General features: G+C 44.7%; 18 protein-coding genes. 13 read left to right on the forward strand and 5 right to left on the reverse strand.

Annotated elements, in window-relative coordinates; genetic code table 11:
• Positions 1 to 252 precede the first annotated feature (252 nt).
• Positions 253 to 1,296 (forward strand): endonuclease/exonuclease/phosphatase family protein, encoded by a 1,044-nt coding sequence (locus tag AB4263_RS01485; RefSeq protein ID WP_372097277.1) that lies wholly within the window; start codon positions 253 to 255, stop codon positions 1,294 to 1,296.
• Between the two features lie 115 nt (positions 1,297 to 1,411).
• Here AB4263_RS01485 and AB4263_RS01490 read toward each other — a convergent pair whose 3' ends face one another.
• On the reverse strand, positions 1,412 to 1,924 hold the full coding sequence (locus AB4263_RS01490; protein WP_240698121.1) for an outer membrane beta-barrel protein: 513 nt from the start codon (positions 1,922 to 1,924) through the stop codon (positions 1,412 to 1,414).
• Positions 1,925 to 2,009: 85 nt separating this feature from the next.
• Between AB4263_RS01490 and AB4263_RS01495 the strand changes: the two genes are divergently transcribed.
• From AB4263_RS01495 to AB4263_RS01525, 7 genes are all read left to right on the forward strand, one after another.
• A complete protein-coding gene (locus AB4263_RS01495) occupies positions 2,010 to 2,324 on the forward strand; it encodes a winged helix-turn-helix domain-containing protein (protein WP_017060852.1) in 315 nt (104 codons plus the stop codon).
• Between the two features lie 201 nt (positions 2,325 to 2,525).
• Positions 2,526 to 2,945 carry a D-ribose pyranase gene (gene rbsD, locus AB4263_RS01500; protein ID WP_029224920.1) on the forward strand — a complete coding sequence of 140 codons (420 nt, stop codon included), beginning with the start codon at positions 2,526 to 2,528 and terminating at the stop codon, positions 2,943 to 2,945.
• 89 nt (positions 2,946 to 3,034) lie between these two features.
• Positions 3,035 to 4,540, forward strand: coding sequence for a ribose ABC transporter ATP-binding protein RbsA (gene rbsA / locus AB4263_RS01505; protein ID WP_372097279.1), 1,506 nt, complete (start codon positions 3,035 to 3,037; stop codon positions 4,538 to 4,540).
• The gene (gene rbsC / locus AB4263_RS01510; RefSeq protein ID WP_229648140.1) at positions 4,537 to 5,523 is read left to right on the forward strand and encodes a ribose ABC transporter permease; all 987 of its coding nucleotides are present in this window, start codon (positions 4,537 to 4,539) and stop codon (positions 5,521 to 5,523) included. Before rbsA ends, rbsC begins: the two co-directional genes overlap by 4 nt.
• A gap of 126 nt (positions 5,524 to 5,649) precedes the next feature.
• Positions 5,650 to 6,528: a ribose ABC transporter substrate-binding protein RbsB gene (gene rbsB, locus AB4263_RS01515; protein ID WP_017060856.1), complete on the forward strand. Its 879-nt coding sequence runs from the start codon at positions 5,650 to 5,652 to the stop codon at positions 6,526 to 6,528.
• Between the two features lie 191 nt (positions 6,529 to 6,719).
• Positions 6,720 to 7,664: a ribokinase gene (gene rbsK / locus AB4263_RS01520; RefSeq protein ID WP_372051109.1), complete on the forward strand. Its 945-nt coding sequence runs from the start codon at positions 6,720 to 6,722 to the stop codon at positions 7,662 to 7,664.
• Positions 7,665 to 7,816: 152 nt separating this feature from the next.
• Positions 7,817 to 8,818 (forward strand): substrate-binding domain-containing protein, encoded by a 1,002-nt coding sequence (locus AB4263_RS01525; RefSeq protein ID WP_136978924.1) that lies wholly within the window; start codon positions 7,817 to 7,819, stop codon positions 8,816 to 8,818.
• An 84-nt stretch (positions 8,819 to 8,902) separates the two neighbouring features.
• Here the strand turns inward: AB4263_RS01525 and AB4263_RS01530 are convergent, their stop codons facing one another.
• Together AB4263_RS01530 and AB4263_RS01535 are read right to left on the reverse strand one after the other, a co-directional pair.
• Positions 8,903 to 9,694, reverse strand: a complete 792-nt coding sequence (locus AB4263_RS01530) for a carbon-nitrogen hydrolase family protein (RefSeq protein WP_372097281.1) — start codon at positions 9,692 to 9,694, stop codon at positions 8,903 to 8,905.
• A gap of 149 nt (positions 9,695 to 9,843) precedes the next feature.
• Positions 9,844 to 10,266 carry a lysozyme inhibitor LprI family protein gene (locus AB4263_RS01535; RefSeq protein WP_372097283.1) on the reverse strand — a complete coding sequence of 141 codons (423 nt, stop codon included), beginning with the start codon at positions 10,264 to 10,266 and terminating at the stop codon, positions 9,844 to 9,846.
• A gap of 345 nt (positions 10,267 to 10,611) precedes the next feature.
• Between AB4263_RS01535 and AB4263_RS01540 the strand changes: the two genes are divergently transcribed.
• From AB4263_RS01540 to AB4263_RS01555, 4 genes are all read left to right on the forward strand, one after another.
• Positions 10,612 to 12,183: an EAL domain-containing protein gene (locus AB4263_RS01540; RefSeq protein WP_372097285.1), complete on the forward strand. Its 1,572-nt coding sequence runs from the start codon at positions 10,612 to 10,614 to the stop codon at positions 12,181 to 12,183.
• 96 nt (positions 12,184 to 12,279) lie between these two features.
• Positions 12,280 to 12,678, forward strand: a complete 399-nt coding sequence (locus tag AB4263_RS01545; RefSeq protein WP_017064752.1) for a hypothetical protein — start codon at positions 12,280 to 12,282, stop codon at positions 12,676 to 12,678.
• A 788-nt stretch (positions 12,679 to 13,466) separates the two neighbouring features.
• A complete protein-coding gene (locus AB4263_RS01550; RefSeq protein WP_004730320.1) occupies positions 13,467 to 13,715 on the forward strand; it encodes a type II toxin-antitoxin system Phd/YefM family antitoxin in 249 nt (82 codons plus the stop codon).
• Positions 13,705 to 13,995 (forward strand): type II toxin-antitoxin system RelE/ParE family toxin, encoded by a 291-nt coding sequence (locus AB4263_RS01555; RefSeq protein WP_005377002.1) that lies wholly within the window; start codon positions 13,705 to 13,707, stop codon positions 13,993 to 13,995. The genes AB4263_RS01550 and AB4263_RS01555 overlap by 11 nt, the downstream gene beginning before the upstream one ends.
• Before the next feature lie 130 nt (positions 13,996 to 14,125).
• Here AB4263_RS01555 and AB4263_RS01560 read toward each other — a convergent pair whose 3' ends face one another.
• Positions 14,126 to 14,983: a hypothetical protein gene (locus tag AB4263_RS01560; protein WP_372097287.1), complete on the reverse strand. Its 858-nt coding sequence runs from the start codon at positions 14,981 to 14,983 to the stop codon at positions 14,126 to 14,128.
• Between the two features lie 329 nt (positions 14,984 to 15,312).
• Positions 15,313 to 17,910 (reverse strand): molybdopterin oxidoreductase family protein, encoded by a 2,598-nt coding sequence (locus AB4263_RS01565; protein ID WP_372097289.1) that lies wholly within the window; start codon positions 17,908 to 17,910, stop codon positions 15,313 to 15,315.
• A gap of 473 nt (positions 17,911 to 18,383) precedes the next feature.
• Here AB4263_RS01565 and nirB point away from each other — a divergent pair, with 473 nt between their 5' ends.
• Positions 18,384 to 20,966, forward strand: a complete 2,583-nt coding sequence (nirB, locus tag AB4263_RS01570; RefSeq protein ID WP_372097291.1) for a nitrite reductase large subunit NirB — start codon at positions 18,384 to 18,386, stop codon at positions 20,964 to 20,966.
• Positions 20,967 to 21,024 lie beyond the last annotated feature (58 nt).

Genomic DNA, 21,024 nt, shown 5'->3' on the forward strand with positions numbered 1-21,024 from the left:
TCAAATCTAACATCATGTAATAACTAATAAAACCATCAGCACTCTATCTCTGACGGTTTATTTACAAATTACTCGTCACCGCTCGAAGTTATTGGATGCAGTGAGCTTTGATTGCTTAGCCTGAATGACACAAGCCTCAACGGCTAAGATTCCTTTGGTTGGCTTCTAAAGTGAAATTTAGGCTCTAAATAATCAACAAACTATACTTTTACTGGAGTATCCTTGCAGCCTAGGTCTAAATGGAATGACACTTTGAACAAACCAAACCAAATAACATTCGCAACGTTCAACCTTCTGAACTATCTCGAGCCACCGAATGCTTATTATGATTTTGAGAACATCTACAGCTTCGAAGAATGGCAGAAGAAGCAACATTGGATGGCTGAAGCGATTCGCTCATTAGATTGCGATGTGATTGGCTTCCAAGAGATATTTAGCCCGCAATCTTTACAGCTATTGATGAACGAGCTAGGTTATCCATACTTTGCAGTGGTCGATAGCGCCAACGTTGAAGATGATTACCTATACACCTCACCAGTCGTTGGGATCGCTTCCCGTTACCCGATTGAAAACGTGCAGCCTGTTACGCCAGATTCATCGTTACTTTCAGCCTTCAATCTTAGTGACAATTTTTCATTCAACAGAACGCCTGTTCACGCGACGATTACGTTACCCCATTTAGGTTCGACCGACTGTTATGTGGTGCACTTCAAATCACAGCGTCCGACAGAACCAAAAGCAGAATCTGTCGATACGAACAACGCTCAGCAAGGTGCAAAACCACAAAGTGACACGCTCACTCGCTTCCACCAAGAACAACTTGGCTCTTGGCTATCGAGTGTCCAACGTGGTCTAGAAGCTCAGATGCTGCATCAATACATCACCAACCAACGCTACCAAACCGAGCAACCTGTTGTGTTGATGGGTGACTTTAATAAGCCACTGTTTAATGATGAGTTTAAAGGGCTGTTGAATTACTCAATCAACCGAGACGAAAACAGCAAGCATTGGCTATCCCACTTTCGATTGAAAGACAGCTGGGATCTTTACCATCAACTGCATGAAGAAGACTTGCTTGAACAGCGAAAGCCAACCCATTACTACGGCGCATCTGGGTCTGTACTGGACTACATTTTGATGTCGAACGAGTTTGATTGTCAGAACTCGTCTAGTTTGATGGAGATCTCTAGCTACACAGTGTTAGACCATCATCTCACCAATCCAAGCTTTGAACACGACCAATTCAGTACGGACCATGCCATCGTGTCTGTTACCGCTCATATTCGTGAAGCCTAGAGTTAAACATAAAAAAGCCGCAGTCAAAAACTGCGGCCTTCCACTTTAGCTAAACGGGTTGAGCTAACCGACGCCCCATTTAGAAACCGATTTACCGTTTAGCAAAGTATGAAACTTAGAATGTGTACATTGCGCCTAAGTAGAAAGAATCCAGAACAACAGTATCTTCTGTCTTGTGTCCGTTTTCGTAATCTTCGATATCAAAAGCATCGGCTTCGTACGCTAAGCGAAAGCTCAACGAAGACATTGTAGGTGGCGTATATCCAACACCAACACCCATACGGATGCCATCTCCCGAATCATCAAAACCATCTCCTGAAGGGCGAGAGCCATCAGCAAGCTTCATGTCTAGATCAATAGTCGACAGACCGATAGTGCCAAATGGACGAATGCCATTATCAAACGTGTAACCGAGGTTCGCCGTTACCGAAAAGATTTGAGGTGTCCAAGTGAAAACCTTATTACCAGATTTCGTTTTCAGGGCGATATCACCAAAATCTGTGTATTGAGCTTCAACCGAAACAATGCGGTTAAATTTGTAACCAGCAATTAATCGGTAAGTATTGTCTTCGGCTTTAAAAGTAATAGGCTCACTGATCGTGTCAGTTAATCCGCCCACTTCGACCATTAGCACACTTAAATAATTACCCGCTCCAACAGCAGGCCAATTTGCTCAACCTCCACAATTTAGAATAAGACGAACAGAAAACACGATGAACCACACAATAGACTTCAACGGCTTAATCATTGATATCGACGCTCGAACGATTACCAACCAGCAAGGAAACAAAATTACTTTGCGCCCTCGCCTATTAGCAGTGCTCTGCTTGTTATTGGAAAATGTGGGAAGACCGATTTCAAGAGAGCATATTGTTGATGTGTGTTGGGACGGACAACTCTCGTCACCACATGTTCTTGCAAACGTAGTCTATAACCTACGCAATGTGTTCGCGCGATTAAGAGCATCCAACGTCCAGATCATTACCATTAGTAAGTTCGGATATGCGCTATCGATTGAACCCACGTAAAAGGATTTATGCCATCAATGGCGGTGACTAAGATCACCAAAAAACGCCCCATCGAAACGTTTCGATGATCGTTATCACACTCTAAAACAATCAAACGTGCAAATGATAAATCACACACTATTATCACTATCGAAACGTTTCGATGGCTTTTTCTTGAGTTGTTCTCAACCCATTAAACGTTATTTTTCGATAGGTCGTGATATGAAAAAAAGTACCCTAATAAACTCTGAGCTCTCTTACCTAGTGGCGACTCTTGGCCATACAGATGAAATCACGATTTGTGATGCAGGGTTGCCGATTCCGGATCATGTGACTCGCATAGACCTTGCTTTGACTCACGGTGTTCCAAGTTTTCAGCAGACAGTAAAAACCATGCTGGATGAGTCTCAAATTGAAGGCGTTGTGATTGCAGAAGAGTTTGCGAAAGTGAGCCCAGAGCACCACGCTGCGCTGATTGATTTGATCAAGACAGAAGAAGCGCGTTGCGGCAAACCGCTTTCGATTACTTACATCACTCATGAAGAATTCAAACAGCGAACGCATGAAAGCCGCGCGGTGATTCGCACTGGTGAATGCACGCCATACGCAAATGTTATTTTCCAAGCTGGCGTAACGTTTTAGCTCATGCGAAACGCAACGACAGTCCAGCGTCATTGCTGAAAAAAGATAGACACAACCAAATACAACTGGCCCCGAGTAAAGGAACCGACATGACTCAAGCCATTTTAGAACTTAGCTCAATTGAGAAAGCCTTCCCTGGTGTGAAAGCACTGGATAAGGCAAGCCTCAACGTTTACCCAGGACGCGTAATGGCGTTAATGGGTGAAAACGGTGCAGGTAAATCCACGCTTATGAAAGTGCTTACGGGTATCTACCACTTGGACAGCGGCGCTATCGCTTACCAAGGAAAACCGGCTGCATTTAAAGGACCGCGTGACTCTCAACAAGCAGGCATTAGTATCATTCACCAAGAACTGAACCTAATTCCTGAGTTAACCATCGCCGAGAACATCTTCTTAGGTCGTGAAATCACGGGCACCATGGGTCGCATCTTGTGGAACGAGATGTACCAAGAAGCAGACAAGCTACTTAAACGCCTTAACGTGAAACACAGCTCGAAAACGCCTCTAGGTCAGTTGAGCCTTGGTGAGCAGCAAATGGTAGAGATTGCGAAAGCCCTATCGTTTGAATCTAAAGTCATCATCATGGATGAACCAACCGATGCGCTAACCGATACCGAAACTGAATCTCTGTTTAAGGTGATTAACGAATTGCGCGATGAAGGCTGTGGCATTGTTTACATCTCTCACCGTTTGAAAGAGATCTTCGAGATTTGTGATGACATCACCGTGCTGCGTGACGGTAAGTTCATTGGTCAGTGTGAAGTAAAAGACACCGACGAAGATGGCCTAATCGAAATGATGGTTGGCCGTAAGTTGGACGAGCAATATCCACGTATCGGCCAAAGCCATGGTGAAACCTGTCTTGAAGTGATTGGCCTGACGGGTTCTGGTGTTCACGATGTGAGCTTTACGCTAAAACGCGGTGAAATCCTGGGTGTATCTGGCCTAATGGGTGCTGGCCGAACTGAACTGATGAAAGTGATTTACGGTGCCCTTCCAAGTGAACGCGGCGTCATCAACCTAGAAAACAAAACCATCAACCCTGTAAGCCCGAAAGACGGCTTGGCCAATGGCATTGCTTACATCTCTGAAGACCGTAAAGGCGATGGCTTAGTTCTAGGGCTTTCTGTTAAAGAAAACATGTCGTTATGTTCACTTGACCTACTAACAAAGAGCGGTCAAATCCAACATAAAGACGAAGTGATTGCGGTTGATGACTTCATCAAGTTATTCAACATCAAAACCCCGACTCGCGAACAGATTATTGGCAACCTTTCTGGTGGTAATCAACAGAAAGTGGCTATCGCTAAGGGCTTGATGACCAAACCAAAAGTACTGATTCTCGACGAGCCAACGCGTGGTGTCGATGTCGGTGCTAAGAAAGAGATTTACCAACTCATTAATAAATTTAAAGCCGACGGCATGAGCATCATCTTAGTCTCATCTGAAATGCCAGAAGTATTAGGAATGAGTGACCGCATCATGGTGATGCATGAAGGCCGTGTAAGCGGTGAATTTGATGCTAAAGAAGCAAACCAAGAATTATTACTGGCGTGTGCGGTCGGTAAAAAGATCAACGAGGACGCAGCATGAGTACTAAAACCATGAGCAAAACAACTGAAGCTCCAAAGAAAAAACCGTTAATCAGCAAAGAGTGGCTGATTGATCAAAAGTCATTGATTGCTTTGATCTTCCTGATTGTTGTCGTTTCTTTCTTAAACCCGAACTTCTTTACTGTCGACAACATCCTAAACATTCTGCGCCAAACCTCGGTTAACGCAATTATCGCTGTAGGTATGACGCTGGTTATCTTAACCGCGGGTATCGACTTGAGTGTTGGCTCTGTACTGGCACTTTGTGGTGCATTCGCTGCCAGCATGATTGGCATGGAAATCCCTGTGATGATCGCAGTACCAACCGCTCTTGTAGCAGGTGCAGCATTAGGTGCGATTAGTGGTGTGATTATCGCTAAGGGTAAGGTTCAAGCCTTCATCGCAACGCTTGTCACCATGACACTACTTCGCGGCGTAACCATGGTTTACACAGATGGTCGTCCTATTTCAACAGGCTTCACAGACACAGCAGACGCATTCGCTTGGTTCGGTACTGGCTACGCAATGGGTGTACCGGTTCCAGTATGGATCATGGTCGTGGTATTCGCAGCAGTATGGTACCTACTTAACCACACACGCTTTGGTCGCTACGTTTACGCACTGGGTGGCAACGAATCAGCAACTCGCCTATCAGGCATCGACGTAGACAAAGTAAAAATCGGTGTTTACGCAATCTGTGGTCTGCTAGCTGCAGTGGCAGGCATCATCGTGGCATCGCGTTTGTCATCTGCTCAACCAACCGCAGGTATGGGTTATGAGCTAGACGCTATCGCAGCCGTAGTTCTTGGCGGGACAAGCTTAGCTGGCGGTCGTGGCCGTATCATGGGCACATTGATTGGTGCTCTGATTATCGGCTTCCTAAACAACGCCCTAAACCTACTAGACGTATCTTCTTACTACCAGATGATTGCAAAAGCAGTGGTTATTCTTCTGGCAGTATTGGTCGACAACAAAAACAAATAAAACCTATTCACACTCTAGGTTAATACAAGTAACACCCTGTTTTACCTTAAAATATTAGAATCATAAATAATGTAACAACGAGCTAGGACTCACCTCTTAGCTCCCCCTACACAAAGGACTTACACCATGAAAAAATTAGCGACTCTTATTTCTGCTGCTCTTCTTTCTACAACAGTATCTGTGTCTGCACAGGCGCAAGATACAATGGCAATCGTTCTGTCTACATTGAACAACCCATTCTTTGTAACCATGAAAGATGGCGCAGAAGCGAAAGCTGAAGAGCTAGGCTACAAGCTTATCGTTCTGGATTCTCAAAACGACCCAAGCAAAGAGCTGTCGAACATTGAAGATCTAACCATTCGTGGTGTTAAGGCAATCCTGATCAACCCAACAGATTCAGACGCCGTGTCTAACGCAATTCGCATGGCTAACCGTTCAAACATCCCAGTACTAACACTAGACCGTGGTGCAAGCCGTGGTGACGTAGTAAGCCACATCGCTTCTGATAACGTAATCGGTGGTGAAATGGCAGGTCACTTCATCATGGAAAAAGTGGGCGAAAAAGCGAAAGTAATCCAACTTGAAGGTATTGCTGGTACTTCTGCAGCTCGTGAACGTGGTGAAGGCTTCATGAATGCAGTAAACGGCAGCGACCTTGAGCTTCTTGCAAGCCAACCTGCTGATTTCGACCGTACTAAAGGTCTGAACGTAATGGAAAACTTGCTTGCTGCTAACCCAGATGTACAAGCAGTATTTGCTCAAAACGATGAAATGGCACTAGGTGCACTTCGCGCAGTTCAAGCGTCAGGTAAAGAAGTGATGATCGTTGGCTTTGATGGCACAGACGACGGCATCGCTGCTGTTAACCGCGGCCTACTAGGCGCTACAGTTGCACAACAACCTGACCTAATCGGTTCTCTAGGTATCGAAATGGCAGACAAAGTACTGAAAGGCGAAACAGTAGACGAGTACGTACCAGTACCTCTAAAAATCATCGCTAAGTAATCGTTACTAGGTAACGCGATATAAAGCAGGGAGTTCCCTATCTCCCTGCTTTGATTGGCTCGCTGACTCAAACAAAAGCAAACCCCGACAGTGCATCGCTGTTTCTCATTCCGCTCACAAAAGAGAGCGCACTTAACACCATGAGAAAGACCCATGCATTTTCAAATACGATATATCATAAGGCTCGTATCATGACTCAACTGATTGTTTTAGGTAGCGTTAACGCTGACCACGTACTGCAAGTTCCTTCGTTCCCTCGTCCGGGTGAAACCTTGATTGGCGGTAACTATCAGGTCATCCCTGGCGGTAAAGGCGCAAACCAAGCAGTCGCTGCTGCGCGATTAAACGCAGATATCGGCTTCATCGCCTGTGTCGGTGACGACCCATTCGGCATCAACATTCGTCAAGACTTCGCTAAAGACGGCATCAACATCGACGGTGTTATCGTGGCAGACAACACGCCAACTGGCATCGCGATGATCCAAGTATCCGCAACGGGTGAAAACAGCATCTGTCTTTCTGCAGAAGCTAATGACAAGCTGACTTGCGACCAAATCGAACCACATCTAGAGAAGATTCGCGGAGCCAAATACCTGCTAACTCAACTTGAAACGCCAATTGAAGGTATTGAGTACGCTGCGAAAGTAGCAAAAGAGAGTGGCACGCAAGTCATTCTAAACCCGGCTCCTGCTCGTCCATTATCGGATTCACTGCTTGCTTGTGTTGACGTGATTACACCGAACGAAACTGAAGCAGAAGTGCTGACAGGCATTACCGTGACGGACAACGCGTCTGCTCATCAGGCTGCGTTGGCTCTGCATGCTAAAGGCATAGAAACGGTAATGATCACGCTAGGCGCGAAAGGCGTGTGGGTGAGTCATCGCGGTCAAGGCAATGAAGCCAGCGAAGGTGAATTAATCGCAGGTTTCCGTGTTGAAGCAACAGATACAACTGCCGCAGGTGACACCTTTAACGGCGCGTTGGTGACAGGCTTGCTTGAAGATATGCCACTTGAGCGTGCGATTAAATTTGCTCATGCTGCAGCTGCTATCTCTGTGACACGCTTTGGTGCTCAAACGTCGATTCCAAGCCGTGCTGAAACCGATGCGTTTTTGGCAGAGCTACTGTCTGCTTAGTTTGATACCTATTTGAAGGCCTAACTTCTGAGCTAAACCGTGGTTAACGGATGTTAGCCTTCAAATTCGGTAACAACAAATAACAAGAATAAGCCCCTGTTTTCAGGCAGAATATCGCCCAACGTGGAAGGTTATTCTCACAAGGATTTTTTATGGCAACAATGAAAGACATCGCACGGCTCGCAAAGGTTTCGACTTCTACCGTGAGCCACGTGATCAACAAATCACGCTTTGTCAGTGAAGAGATTGCTGAGCGTGTTAACAATGCGGCTAAAGAACTCAACTATGCGCCTTCTGCATTGGCTCGCAGCTTGAAAATGAAGCAAACCAAAACCTTGGGAATGCTAGTGACCACATCCACCAACCCATTCTTTGGCGAAGTGGTAAAAGGTGTGGAACGTCGTTGCTACGAAAAAGGCTACAACCTTATCTTGTGTAACACCGAAGGCGATAGCGAACGCATGAAATCCTCTATCGATACCTTGCTGCAAAAGCGAGTCGATGGCCTGATGCTAATGTGTTCTACCCTTGAAGGCGAACATATCGATGTATTCGAGCGCTACCCAGAACTGCCTGTTGTAGTCATGGATTGGGGCCCTATGTTGTTTGCGAGCGATAAGATCCAAGACAACTCGCACCAAGGTGGCTACATGGCAACTAAGCACTTGATAGATAACGGTCATTCTCAAATTGGTTGTATCACTGGCCCACTGCACCGTAATCAAGCTTCGTCTCGTTATCAAGGCTTCAAGCAAGCAATGGAAGAAGCCAATTTAGAGATCAACCCTAAGTGGATTGTTGAATCCAACTTTGAATGTGACGGTGGTTTTGACTCTTATCAGACATTGAAAACTCGTGGCGAAATGCCGTCTGCCTTGTTCGTCAGTAACGATATGATGGCGATGGGCGTGATTCACGCTGCGGCGCAAGATGGCACATCGATTCCGAATGATCTGTCTATCATTGGCTACGATGACATCCACCTGTCGAAGTACATGACACCCGCGTTAAGCACTGTCCACCAGCCAAAACATCGTTTAGGTAAAACCGCAGTGGATACGCTTTTGAGCAGATTACAAACTCCAGATGCTTATCCGCAAGTCGTTGAACTTGAACCTACTCTTGTTGAACGAAGCAGCGTAAAAGCCATTTAAAGCGCCTTCTTAGAGATCTAAACAACAAAGGGCAAGGTTAAAAAACCTTGCCCTTTTCGCTCCTAATGCACTTCACTTATCTTCTTAGCGATTCAACACAGATGCGATTTGCTGTATTTCGTCTAACACATCGACGCCATTGTATTGCGGCGCAATCGAGGGATCTTGAATACTCACGGTTTCTACCGATTGCTTGTCGTTAAGTTTAGTCACTAACTCCCCTTTGGGTGAGTAGGCTCGGCTTCCACCACAATAAGTCGCGGTAAACGCATCAACCACATCCTGTCCAACTCGATTACAAGTCACGACATGACACCCCTCTTCTAAAGCCCTTGCATGAGCAATAGCAAAGCTATGATGACCACCAAAATTCGCGGGATGGAGAATAACGTCGACCGACTGATACGCTCTCATGATCTCCGGGAACCAAATATCAAAGCAAATCGCGACACCAAACTTTAAGCCTTTGTGCTCAAACGTGAGGCGTTCCTCTCCTCTCGAGAAATAATGCTTATCGAATTTGGTTTGACTGATTTTTCTGTATTTGTGTCGTAAACCAGAAGCATCCACAACCACCACACTGTTGTAATATTGGCCGCTATCTTTCTCGGCAATGCCTGCAACAATCAAGGTGTGATGCCTCGCTGCAAGCTGCGTTAATGAATCAATAGTACTGCTGTCGGCGAAGTCTTCCGCCAATTCGTGAATTTCTTCAGCGTCATTAAAAATATACCCAGTCGTGAACAGTTCAGGCAGTAATGTAATATCCCCGACTGACGGCTCCGCTTGCAAAAGATCAGAGACCGAATCAATATTCTTTTGTTTGTTCTTGTATTCAACTTCAAGCTGAATAAGCGTGATACTGACATTATTCAATAATCGAATCCTTGCTAGGTAATACTTCAAGCTATAATGCTTCAAGCTGGAGACTAAGAACGAAAGAGTAAAGCAATCCCCTATCGTTTTCTTATTCGCCCGCCAAAGGTTGAAGCAGGTGCACAGTGCTGTACGTATTTTAAACCTGCCTACGGCGCTAATTTAGGCTCTGGTAAAACCGGAGGCGTGCTGTCCATATAGGTTAAGAAATTCACCCACACCTCATGCGTGCGCTGCTTGGTTAACGTCGTCTTGCAGGAAAGCGCCATAACCCCTCGAATAGAACCATCACGCCATTGGGTGTAAACAGAATCGCAATGTGCTGTCATGTACGCCTGCCAGCTCTCCTGAGCCTTCTTAATTGACGCCACCAGCTCAGCATCATAAGCATTGTGCTCAAAGCTGGCTGCAAGGTATTTATCCAGTTCCGCTTGTGCAGATTCCAACTCAATTGCCGCACAGTGATTGATCTCGATGGTATTCATCGCATTCTCGCAATCAACAACACCTTCGTAGGCCAACGCAGAGAATGAGAAGCACACCGCTATGAGTGCCGATATCAGTTTTGTCATAATCATCCTTTATGCTGCCACCACCAAAACGAATCGTGTCGTGACTTTATTTATTTAAACGTGGCTCAATATTTAGCTCATTCAGCTCATTCAGCCAGAGCAAATAACAATAAAATTTATCAGGATATAAGCATTTGTTATCCGCATAAATCATCAAAAATGACGCCTCGCCAACTCAAATAAATGAGATAACGCTCAGATTTTGCTGGTAAAACTAGAAAACATATTATTTATATCAATAATTCGTACCTGCATTCACAATATTAATTATTTATATTGCTACGTAATCGTTAACTTTATAAATTAAATCGAATGCTCACATAAATCGGTAACGCTTCTCCAACTATGGATATCAAGTACCAAAACATTGCTAAGACTTCATTTTACTTTGCCATTTCTTTCTTTTTATCCATGGCAATGCTCATTCCTTTTACACCGTATCACTACCAAACATTAACCGAAGACACATCAAGGTTAGTCGAAACTAGGTTAGAAAGGATCCAATCAAGGTTCGACCGTTTTTTATCTGAAGTTAGACCTGAACAGTCTTGCGACGCGATCGTTAGACAGCTTCGACAAAACGTTTTTGAAGCCGATTGGGTAAAAGAAGCAGCGGTATTCAATAAACAGAACCGATTTTACTGTTCAACCACCGATGGTGACGTTTCATTTCGCCTATACAGCACCATCAGGCAGCGACTCAATGACGACCCGAATTTAACAACCCTGTCGTATTCCAACTCGGCCATCACGCAAGTTCAGTCCATCATGCTCATTTTCTCGAACAAAGAAGATGCCGGAGTGAGCCTGATGATTCCGCCACACTTCATCTATGACCTTGTTGAAACAAACCTGAGCAGCCATGGAATACAGGCCAAAGTTGAAGTGATCAAAAGAGATATCCACCCTACCGATATTGACTCATCAATCGCCAAGGTGCGGATACAATCAAACACCTACCCATTGACCATCACCTCATACATTGGGTATCAGTTTTATCTTCACTTCATGTTGAGTTATTTATGGTTTGGCTTTTTGATGGCCGGAATCACGACCATTATTCTCCTTTCCATCAAGCATAAAAAGCAGAGCCAACGCAGCTTAGAATATTCGCTTTCAAGTGCGCTAAAAAACCAACACCTTCATGTTCACATGCAGCCTATCGTTAACCAAAACACCAATGAGATCGTCGGCTGTGAGTCACTATTACGATGGAACGACCCAATTGAAGGTAACGTCTCCCCGGCTATTTTCATTCCGCTTGCTGAAAGCTTAGGCTTAATTGAGGAGCTCACCTACTTCGTGCTGCGCAAAGTATTAATGACGTTGAAAAGCAATCAAGATGTGTTCGACTCAAAGTACATCAGCGTCAACATCAGCCGCAACGTAGTGTCTAACAGTAACTTCTCTAACAAAGTGATCAGCATCTTTAAAAGACACCCTGAGATCCTCAAGCAGGTGGTTTTTGAAGTAACCGAATATGGTGAATGTTCTGATGCCGACATGGTCAAAATTAGAGACAACCTAACCAAGCTATCGAACAGGGGCGTCAGAGTCGCGATTGATGATTTTGGTACAGGCTACGCAGGGTTAGATTTCGTAAGACAGTTCCCGTTCAGCATTCTCAAAATCGATCGCGTGTTTGTGAAAAACATATCCGACGAATCCAGCTTTGGTCTCCCTTTGCTAGAGTCCATGCTTCAACTATCACGCTCCTTAGGGATGCAAGTCATCGTCGAAGGTGTTGAGTACGAATCCCAAGTGAAAATCTTATCTAAGCTCGGTGTCGACTATATCCAAGGCTTCTATTTTTATAAGCCGATGCCGATAAACCTGACTGTCAGCTTACTCAGGCAGCAGCATTTTGAGTCCGATAACGTTGAGGAACAAACCAACCAGACATTTCCTGTTACATAAGCCACTGAAAAACTGCGAAAGAAAACGCGAAGGCTATGGGTCTCCTTTGATGAACATTTAAATCATCGCATCATTGAATGCATCACAAGGAATATCATGGAAAAGACACTTCAAACCAAACTGGCGACTAGCCTACTACTGCTGAGAATCGGCATTTTTATCGTCTTCTTATTCTGGGGCTTGGATAAGATCCTTGTCCCTGAGCACGCGACAAAAGTACTGTCTGGCTTTTACGGCATCGACATCTCGAACAATGCGATGATGGCTCTGGGTGTCGCGCAGCTCGGATTTTTAGGCGCATTCGTTGTAGGCATGTGGAAAAAGTACACCTACGGAGCCATTTTAGTCCTTCATGCAGGCTCAACCTTTTCCTCTTTTGGAAAATACATGGACCCGTTCAACAACCTACTGTTCTTCGCCTCTTGGCCAATGCTCGCAGCCTGTATCGCAATCTTCTTACTTCGCAATTACGACACTTACAGCGTGTCCAACTAACACAAAGGGCGCCGTTATTGGCGCCCTGTTTGGTTGGGTTGATTCTTATCAACCTAAAATACTCTGTTAGCTGTATGACCCTATTTTACATTTCTATAAGTTACTAGAAACCCTGTCAAACCTATTGAGAGAGCAGCAATACATACTCCCCTCAGTATTGCATCATTGAGATAAGCTGAGTAGAAAAGCATTGCAATAAATGCACTACATGACACCAAAAAAGGTGCAATTGAACGATGGGTAAAACGTGAAGTATCAACCACACTATAACGATCTAGAACCAAATCCAAGAGCAAGAGCATGTGCATAACAAACAAAACATTTAGTACTGGAAGTACCCAGTAAAACCAACTATCTACAGGAAAGCTAAATAGTTGAACAAAGGTAAGGTGAGCCAATATAGAAAACAAAATACTTTTCCAACCATTCGAACTACTTTGTACTCTAATGCGGTATGTTCGTCGGGCGACAGAAGCAAGTGGTTTGGCTGAAGAAACCCAAATAGCCAACCAAACTATAAGTAATACCATGGTTCAAGAGCCTCTAAATTAAGGTTTACGCAGCTATTCTGAATTAGATATCTAGAACTATTATCCCAAGATATCGACACTTTACGCCTTGCTAAGGTGTGAGCAAACCAATACCTTAGCCTCCGCATAATACCTTAAACACATAAACCAACGCATAGTAAAAATGCCACGTGTTGCGAATCACTCTTAAGCAACTTGTTATACCGCTTGATTGAGGCTAAAATGACCAAAATAAAGACCACTTAAGAGACCTATTAAATGACCACTAGAATTTTAGCCGATGTTGCTGCAAGCATTACTGAGTTGAAAGCTAACCCTATGAAAGTTGCAACTAGTGCTTACGGTGAACCTGTTGCTGTACTGAACCGAAATGAGCCAGCATTTTATTGCGTACCAGCCGAAGCGTACGAAATGATGATGGACAGACTCGAAGATCTTGAACTACTAACTATTGCGAAAGAGCGTGAATCTGAAGAGAGTATTTCGGTAAATATTGATGACCTATAAACTCGACTTTAAAAAGAGTGCACTCAAAGAGTGGAAAAAGCTTGGCTCAACGCTTCAACAACAATTTAAGAAAAAGCTAATCGAGCGTTTAGATAACCCGCATGTTCCGGCTTCAAAACTCTCTGGAGCTGACAACATGTATAAGATTAAGCTGCGCCAATCGGGCTACCGTCTCGTCTACAAAGTTGAAGACGATGTCATCATTGTAACCGTCTTAGCAGTCGGAAAACGCGAACGTAGCGATGTTTACCGTAAAGCTATGAAAAGGTTAGATGATTGATTGCGGTAGCCCTGTTAAGGTGTGAGCAACGCAATACCGAAGCTACCGTATACCACCTTAAACACTAAACTCAACGCACGGTAAAAATGCCATGCGTTGCGAATCACTCTTAAACAGATTGTTAGGTATTTCATTTACTTACATTATAACCTAGCTCATCCAAAGACATAAAACGAACATTCATATTTGCCTCTTTAGCCCTAAGCAATGTTGAGCTCCATTTCTCTTCTTGAATATCGTCTTTATCATTTACAACTAGAACTAATGTATATTCGGGTGTACTTCCTGTTATTGTTTTGAACCTTTCTTGAATATCTTCAAGTCGTCGAATTTGGTTAACAACAAGCATACGAACATGTCGTGAAGTTTTTGCCCATTTAATTTCAAATACTTCTCTAGGTCCATTGCTATCAAAAATCAAACCGTCAACTTCAATACTGGTATTGTTGCCGCTTAATCGAACACCTCGCTCTAACCCCTGATATTGTCGGCTTAATATTTCTAAAACCTTGTCCTCAATGTCATAAGCCATGCGCATGATGGTACTTCTAGGAAGATCATTGATTTCGCTTACTTTAACCGACAAGTTGTGTCCATCTTTGATAGCTCGATTCTTTTTCAAGCTTGATTTAAATTCTTCTTCTACAACTTCTTCCGCTTTACGTTTAATATTTTGGTCTTTAGACAACACTTCTTTGCGATAATCGAAATAGTTCTTATCTTTGCTTATGATTGCCGCCAGATTTTGTAAAAAATCTAACTCTGTAACAGCTGTTGCAACGATAAATATTGCCGCAAAATATGTCGCCCAATGAGAAGAGAAAAAAGCCAAAGATACAACAACCATTATTGCAAATAACTTGGTTGCATGAGACCTCTTCTTTTCATTAAAAGTCAGGAACATACAAATCAAAGCAACAATGAGGGATATAGTTCCAATAAAGCTTGGAAATCTATCTGGAACCAGATTTACCCAAAAATTTCCCATAAATTCTCCGAAATACCTAACAGCTATATTAGACAGAATAATTCTGCATTTTGTCCCTGAAACAATTCTGTCTAGTTTCCAAGACTCGCTGCACTTAGTCTAATAACTCATTTAATAACATCATCTTACCTACTTATCTTCGTATCAAACATGACGAAAAGCAGAAATTTTCCATATAGTTTCTGCAAAATGCAGAAAACTCCCTAATGTGTGAGTAAACCGCAATTCAGGCTATGAAGGTTGTATCTTGGAAGTTGTATTCTCAAACAAAAACGCCGACATGATTGTCGGCGTTTACGCTGTAGGTATGGATAAGTAAGAGGAAGTAACTACTTCGCCATAGTACTCAAAAACTCGGCTTCGAACTCTTCATCGGCTTCTCGAGTTAGGCATTCCACCAGCCAATCGATGCTTTGATGGTCAAGCTTACTGTTCACCACGAAGGCCTGCTTTACACCAGACTGACCCAACTTGGCAGAGCCGTAGTTCTTGAATGATTTATTGCCATGATAATGGAGTGACTTAATCGCTTCTGCGTTAGGTTCTGGCAAGGCATCGAGGGTGTTGGCAAGCTGAATAACCAACTCCATAGGGTTCTTAGATGATGAGATGCGATACAGAAAACCGCCCTCCACTCTTTGGCGTACCCAGTAATCAAAGCCGCCGCAATCCATCACCTTGTCACTGACCAGTGCGGCTTCGCTGTGATAGCCACACGGTTCAACCATCACTGGGGTATGTTTGAATTCTGGCTGACCTGATGCGGCATCGGTATGAGGCAAGATTAGTTCGCATGGTTTGCTGTCTTTGGCGGTCGGTGCGTTCCAGTGGATAGGCATGAAGACTTGTTCACGGCGCATCTCTTTGGTCACCACTAAGCGCGCTTGGCACTCCCCTTGTGCGCTGCGCACTTTCACCACTGGATTAATAGTGGCGTGGTTGAAAGCATCTAGCCCAAATTCATCTAAGCCAAGCTCTGCAACCGTATCTGGATGCATGGCAACAAACGGTTCTGGTGTGTGTTCACCTAAGCCTGCCGCCAAACCTGTGCGGCTCATGGTGTGCCATTGATCTCTGATTCGACCTGTGTTCATGATAAGCGGGAATTCAAGGCTGGTATCGGCAATCGGTTTGTCGTGCTCAACTGCAATAAACTGCGCTTTGCCTGATTCAGTAAAGAACTCGCCATTGGTGAACATGCGTTGCTCAATGATCTCTGGTTGATACTCTAACACTGGCCATTGCTGTGGAGTGAGTTCGCCATAGCCTTTTTCATCCAGTTGCGTGAGTCCAATTAAGCACAAGTCACGCGCTTTACCTGTTTCATTGCCGAGCGCTGTCATCTCGCAATACTCTTTAAAGATCTCACCTTCGTGGCGGTAATCAAACTGATCGTTGAACCCCATTTTTTGTGCGACTTCTTTTAGAATCCACCAATCGGGTTTGGCTTCCCCTGGGCTTGGTAACACGCGGCGCTGGCGTGAAATTCGGCGTTCAGAGTTAGTCACGGTGCCCGACTTTTCGCTCCACCCTTGCGCGGGTAGCACTACATCGGCCAAGCGAGTGGTTTCAGTATCGGCAATGCAATCCGACACCACCACAAATGGGCACTTCTCTAATGCGGCTTTGATCTTTTCACTGTCAGGCAGGCTCACGACTGGGTTGGTTGCCATGATCCACACAGCCTTGATTTTGCCTTCATTCATGGCATCAAACAGGTCAATCGCTTTTAAACCCGCATGTGTGGCTAAGCTGTCGGTTTGCCAGAACTCGCTCACCGTTTGGTGTGATTGCGGATCACCAAATTCAAAGTGCGCTGCTAAAGTATTGGCTAACCCACCCACCTCTCGCCCGCCCATTGCATTCGGCTGACCTGTTACGGAGAATGGCCCCATACCCGGCTTGCCAATTTTCCCGGTGGCTAAATGGCAGTTAATAATCGCATTCACCTTGTCACACCCTTGTGTCGATTGGTTCACGCCTTGGGAGTAAATGGTTAGCACCTTCTCGTTCGATGCAAACAAACTGTAGAACTGTTTCAGCTGCTGCTCTGTTAACCCTGTGAGCTCAGGAACGCTTTTGTCGCCCCAGCCTGATTCGGTATAACCTGACTCTGTATAACGGTAGTGAGTCGCAGATCGAATCGATTCAGTAAAGCCTTGGGTGTGGTTTTCTATGTAGTCTGCATCTAGCTTGTCGTTATCATCGAGGTAACCCAATAAACCATTGAACAATGCGACGTCTGAGCCTGATTCCAATGCCAAGTGAATGTCTGCGATTTCACAGGTGTCGGTATAACGCGGGTCGATGACGATAACTTTCAATTCAGGGTTGGCTTGTTTCGCGGCTCTTAATCTTTGGAAAAGTACCGGGTGACACCATGCTAAGTTGGAACCTGTAATCACGACGAGTTCGGCTTGCTCGAGATCTTCGTAGCACACCGGTACTGTGTCTGCGCCAAATGCTCGCTTATGCCCTACCACGGTTGAAGCCATACACAACCTAGAGTTACTGTCGATGTTGCCACTACCAATGAAGCCTTTCATCAGTTTATTGGCAACATAATAGTCTTCGGTAAGCAGCTGACCAGATACATAGAACGCAACCGAATCGGCCCCATATTCTTCGATGGTTTGATTGAATTTGTCTGCGACCAACTGAGTGGCACTGTTCCAATCTAGCTCTTGTTTTTGCTCATTCTGAATATGAGCAGGCTGTGTAAGACGACCTAAAGGCGTGACGGTGTCGCCGAGCGCAATCCCTTTAGTGCATAGCTTTCCATAGTTTGATGGATGATCTTTATCACCACGCACTTCTAGTTTTCCTAACGATGTCGGTCTCGCTTCTATTCCACATCCTACACCACAATAAGCACAGGTCGATTTTATCCAGCCGCTGTTTGAATCGGTCATCCGTTTCTCACTCAATTATCCATAATTGTAATAACTAAAAATAAGCAAATAACACGCCACTTAATAGCAGCTGATGAATAGCAAATAATTTCATCTAAAAACAACAACTTAATAAAAACATAAATATCAACAACGAACCAAACAGAACTTAACCAAGATAGAAACTTAATTTTTGCACCATCTTGCAGAAAGTTGCACCACAAACGCTCATTTATATAAATATAACAAAAATTTTACATACCACTTTAGGGGTAATTACGTGCCACCTGCAATTTTTAAATCACTGAAATATATATATTAAATTTTATTTAAATGAACAAATCGCAATCTGGCATCCTCCTTGCTCAACTAAAAACCAAGAGTTGGAAAAAACATTTTTTGTTTTTCTTGATGATTATGAATTGAGTGGAATCTCAACCCGGTATTCATCTGCTAACTACTAGAAATTAGATGCTAGTGATGATAATGCCGAGAATAAGGAATGGATTATGAGCAAGAAGAAAATCGTCGTTGTTGGTAACGGCATGGTTGGACACAAATTTATCGACAACATCCTGCAATCAGACAGTGATGAATTTGATGTGATTACTTTTAGTGAAGAGCCAAGGTTAGCGTACGACCGTGTTCAGCTGACGGCTTACTTTAATGGTAAAAGTGCTGATGACCTGTCATTGACCAGTGAAGAGTATTACCAAAGCAACGGCGTGAACTACTTGTTGAACCAGAAGGTTGCCAAGCTAGACACTGCCAATCAACAAGTCATCACTGAAAGTGGTCACGTTGAAAGTTACGACAAGCTAATCTTGGCGACGGGCTCTTTCCCTTTTGTTCCCCCTATTCCCGGTAACGATCAAGAACACTGTCACGTTTATCGGACTATTGAAGACTTAGACGCAATTGAACTATCAAGCAAAGGTAGCAAATCTGGCGTGGTGATTGGTGGTGGTCTGCTTGGCTTAGAGGCCGCAAACGCAGTCAAAAACCTTGGCTTAGAAACCCATGTGGTTGAATTTGCGCCTCGCCTGATGGCGGTTCAATTAGATGACGGTGGCGGTGCCCTATTACGCAGAAAAATTGAAGACCTTGGTGTGCAAGTTCATACCGAGAAAGCGACCTCTGAAATAGTCGACGGAGAAAACGCTCGCTACCGCATGAACTTCGCCGATGGCACCCATTTAGAAACCGATATGATCGTGTTCTCTGCGGGTATTCGCCCTCAAGACGCCTTAGCTCGCAGCTCTGATATCGCCATTGGTGAACGTGGCGGCATTGTGATTAACGATCACTGCCAAACCAACATCGACAACGTGTATGCGATTGGTGAATGTGCCCTTTGGGACAACAAGATCTTCGGCTTAGTCGCCCCTGGCTATTCAATGGCGAAAATCGCGGCTGCGCATATTGTCTCTGACGGTACTGACGACGCTGCGTTCACTGGCGCCGACATGAGCACCAAGCTCAAATTACTGGGCGTCGATGTGGCCAGTATCGGTGAAGTACATGGCAAGACGGAAGGCGCTCAGTCGTATACCTATAACGATGAAATTGAACAAGTTTATAAGCGCCTGATCATCTCGGCAGACGGTACAAAGATTGTCGGTGCAGTATTGGTCGGCGATGCAGAGGCTTACGGTTCGCTATTGCAAATCAAGCAAAATGATATGCCCCTTCCTGAAAACCCATCAGTGCTAATTTTACCTAACGTGGCCGATGATTCTGGCTCTGCAATGGGTGTTGAAGCTCTGCCTGATAGCGCTGTGATCTGTTCATGTTTTGATGTGACCAAAGGCGATATTAAAGAGGCCGTTTCAGCTGGCTGCACCACGATGGCTGCATTGAAAGAAACCACGAATGCTTCAACAGGTTGTGGCGGTTGTTCTGCCCTTGCGAAACAGGTTCTCGATAGCGAGCTAAGTAACCTAGGTGTGGAAGTCTCTAACGATATCTGTGAGCACTTTGCTTATTCTCGCCAAGAGCTTACCGACATCATTCGCGTCAACAAAATCAAGACCTTTGATGAGCTGTTAGATTCTCACGGCAACGGATTGGGCTGTACTGTGTGTAAACCGGCTGTCGGTTCGATTCTGGCTTCGTACTGGAACGATTACATCCTTGAAGATCAACATATCGAGCTGCAAGACACCAATGACATCTACCTTGGCAACATGCAAAAAGACGGCACTTACTCGGTAGTTCCGCGTATTGCTGGCGGTGAAATCACTCCAGATAAATTGATTGTTTTAGGCGAAGTCGCTAAAGAGTTCGACCTGTACACCAAAATCACGGGCGGTCAGCGTGTCGACTTGTTTGGCGCACAGCTTAACGAACTGCCTATCATCTGGAAAAAGCTGATTGATGCAGGTTTTGAAACGGGCCACGCCTACGGTAAATCGGTTCGTACCGTGAAATCTTGTGTCGGTAGCACTTGGTGTCGATACGGTGTCGACGACAGTGTTGGCTTAGCGATTCGACTTGAGAACCGCTACAAAGGCCTGCGTTCACCACACAAGATCAAGTTTGCGGTTTCTGGCTGTACTCGTGAATGTGCAGAAGCCCAATCAAAAGATTTTGGCATTATCGCCACCGACAAAGGTTGGAACCTCTACATCTGTGGTAACGGCGGTATGCGCCCTCGCCATGGTGACCTTTTCGCTACCGACCTTGATGAAACCACACTCATTAAATACATCGACCGCGTTTTGATGTTCTACACACGTACCGCAGACCGCTTACAGCGTACATCGGTATGGATGGAGAACCTTGAAGGCGGCATCGAATACCTCAAGCAAGTCGTGATTGAAGACAAGCTCAACGTAGCTGAAGAACTCGAAGCGGACATCGCACTCAACATCGAGAAGTACCAGTGTGAATGGAAAACCACCATTGAAAACCCTGAGAAGATGAAGCGCTTCCAGCACTACATCAACAGTGAAGAAATGGACACTAGCCTCTCTTTCATCAAAGAGCGAGAGCAGCGTTTTCCTAAGCCGAGCTTGAGTGATGCTTCGAATTCAAAACGCGATGAAAAGCTCGCTAAAGCAGACCAAATCGAAGTGACTGAGGTTTCATAAATTTCATCAGGTTCATCAGGTTCATCAATAAAAAAATAAAAACTCAATTTTAGACTAG

The organism is Vibrio sp. 10N.261.55.C5 (assembly GCF_041470505.1).
Classification (GTDB): Bacteria; Pseudomonadota; Gammaproteobacteria; order Enterobacterales; family Vibrionaceae; genus Vibrio; species Vibrio crassostreae_C.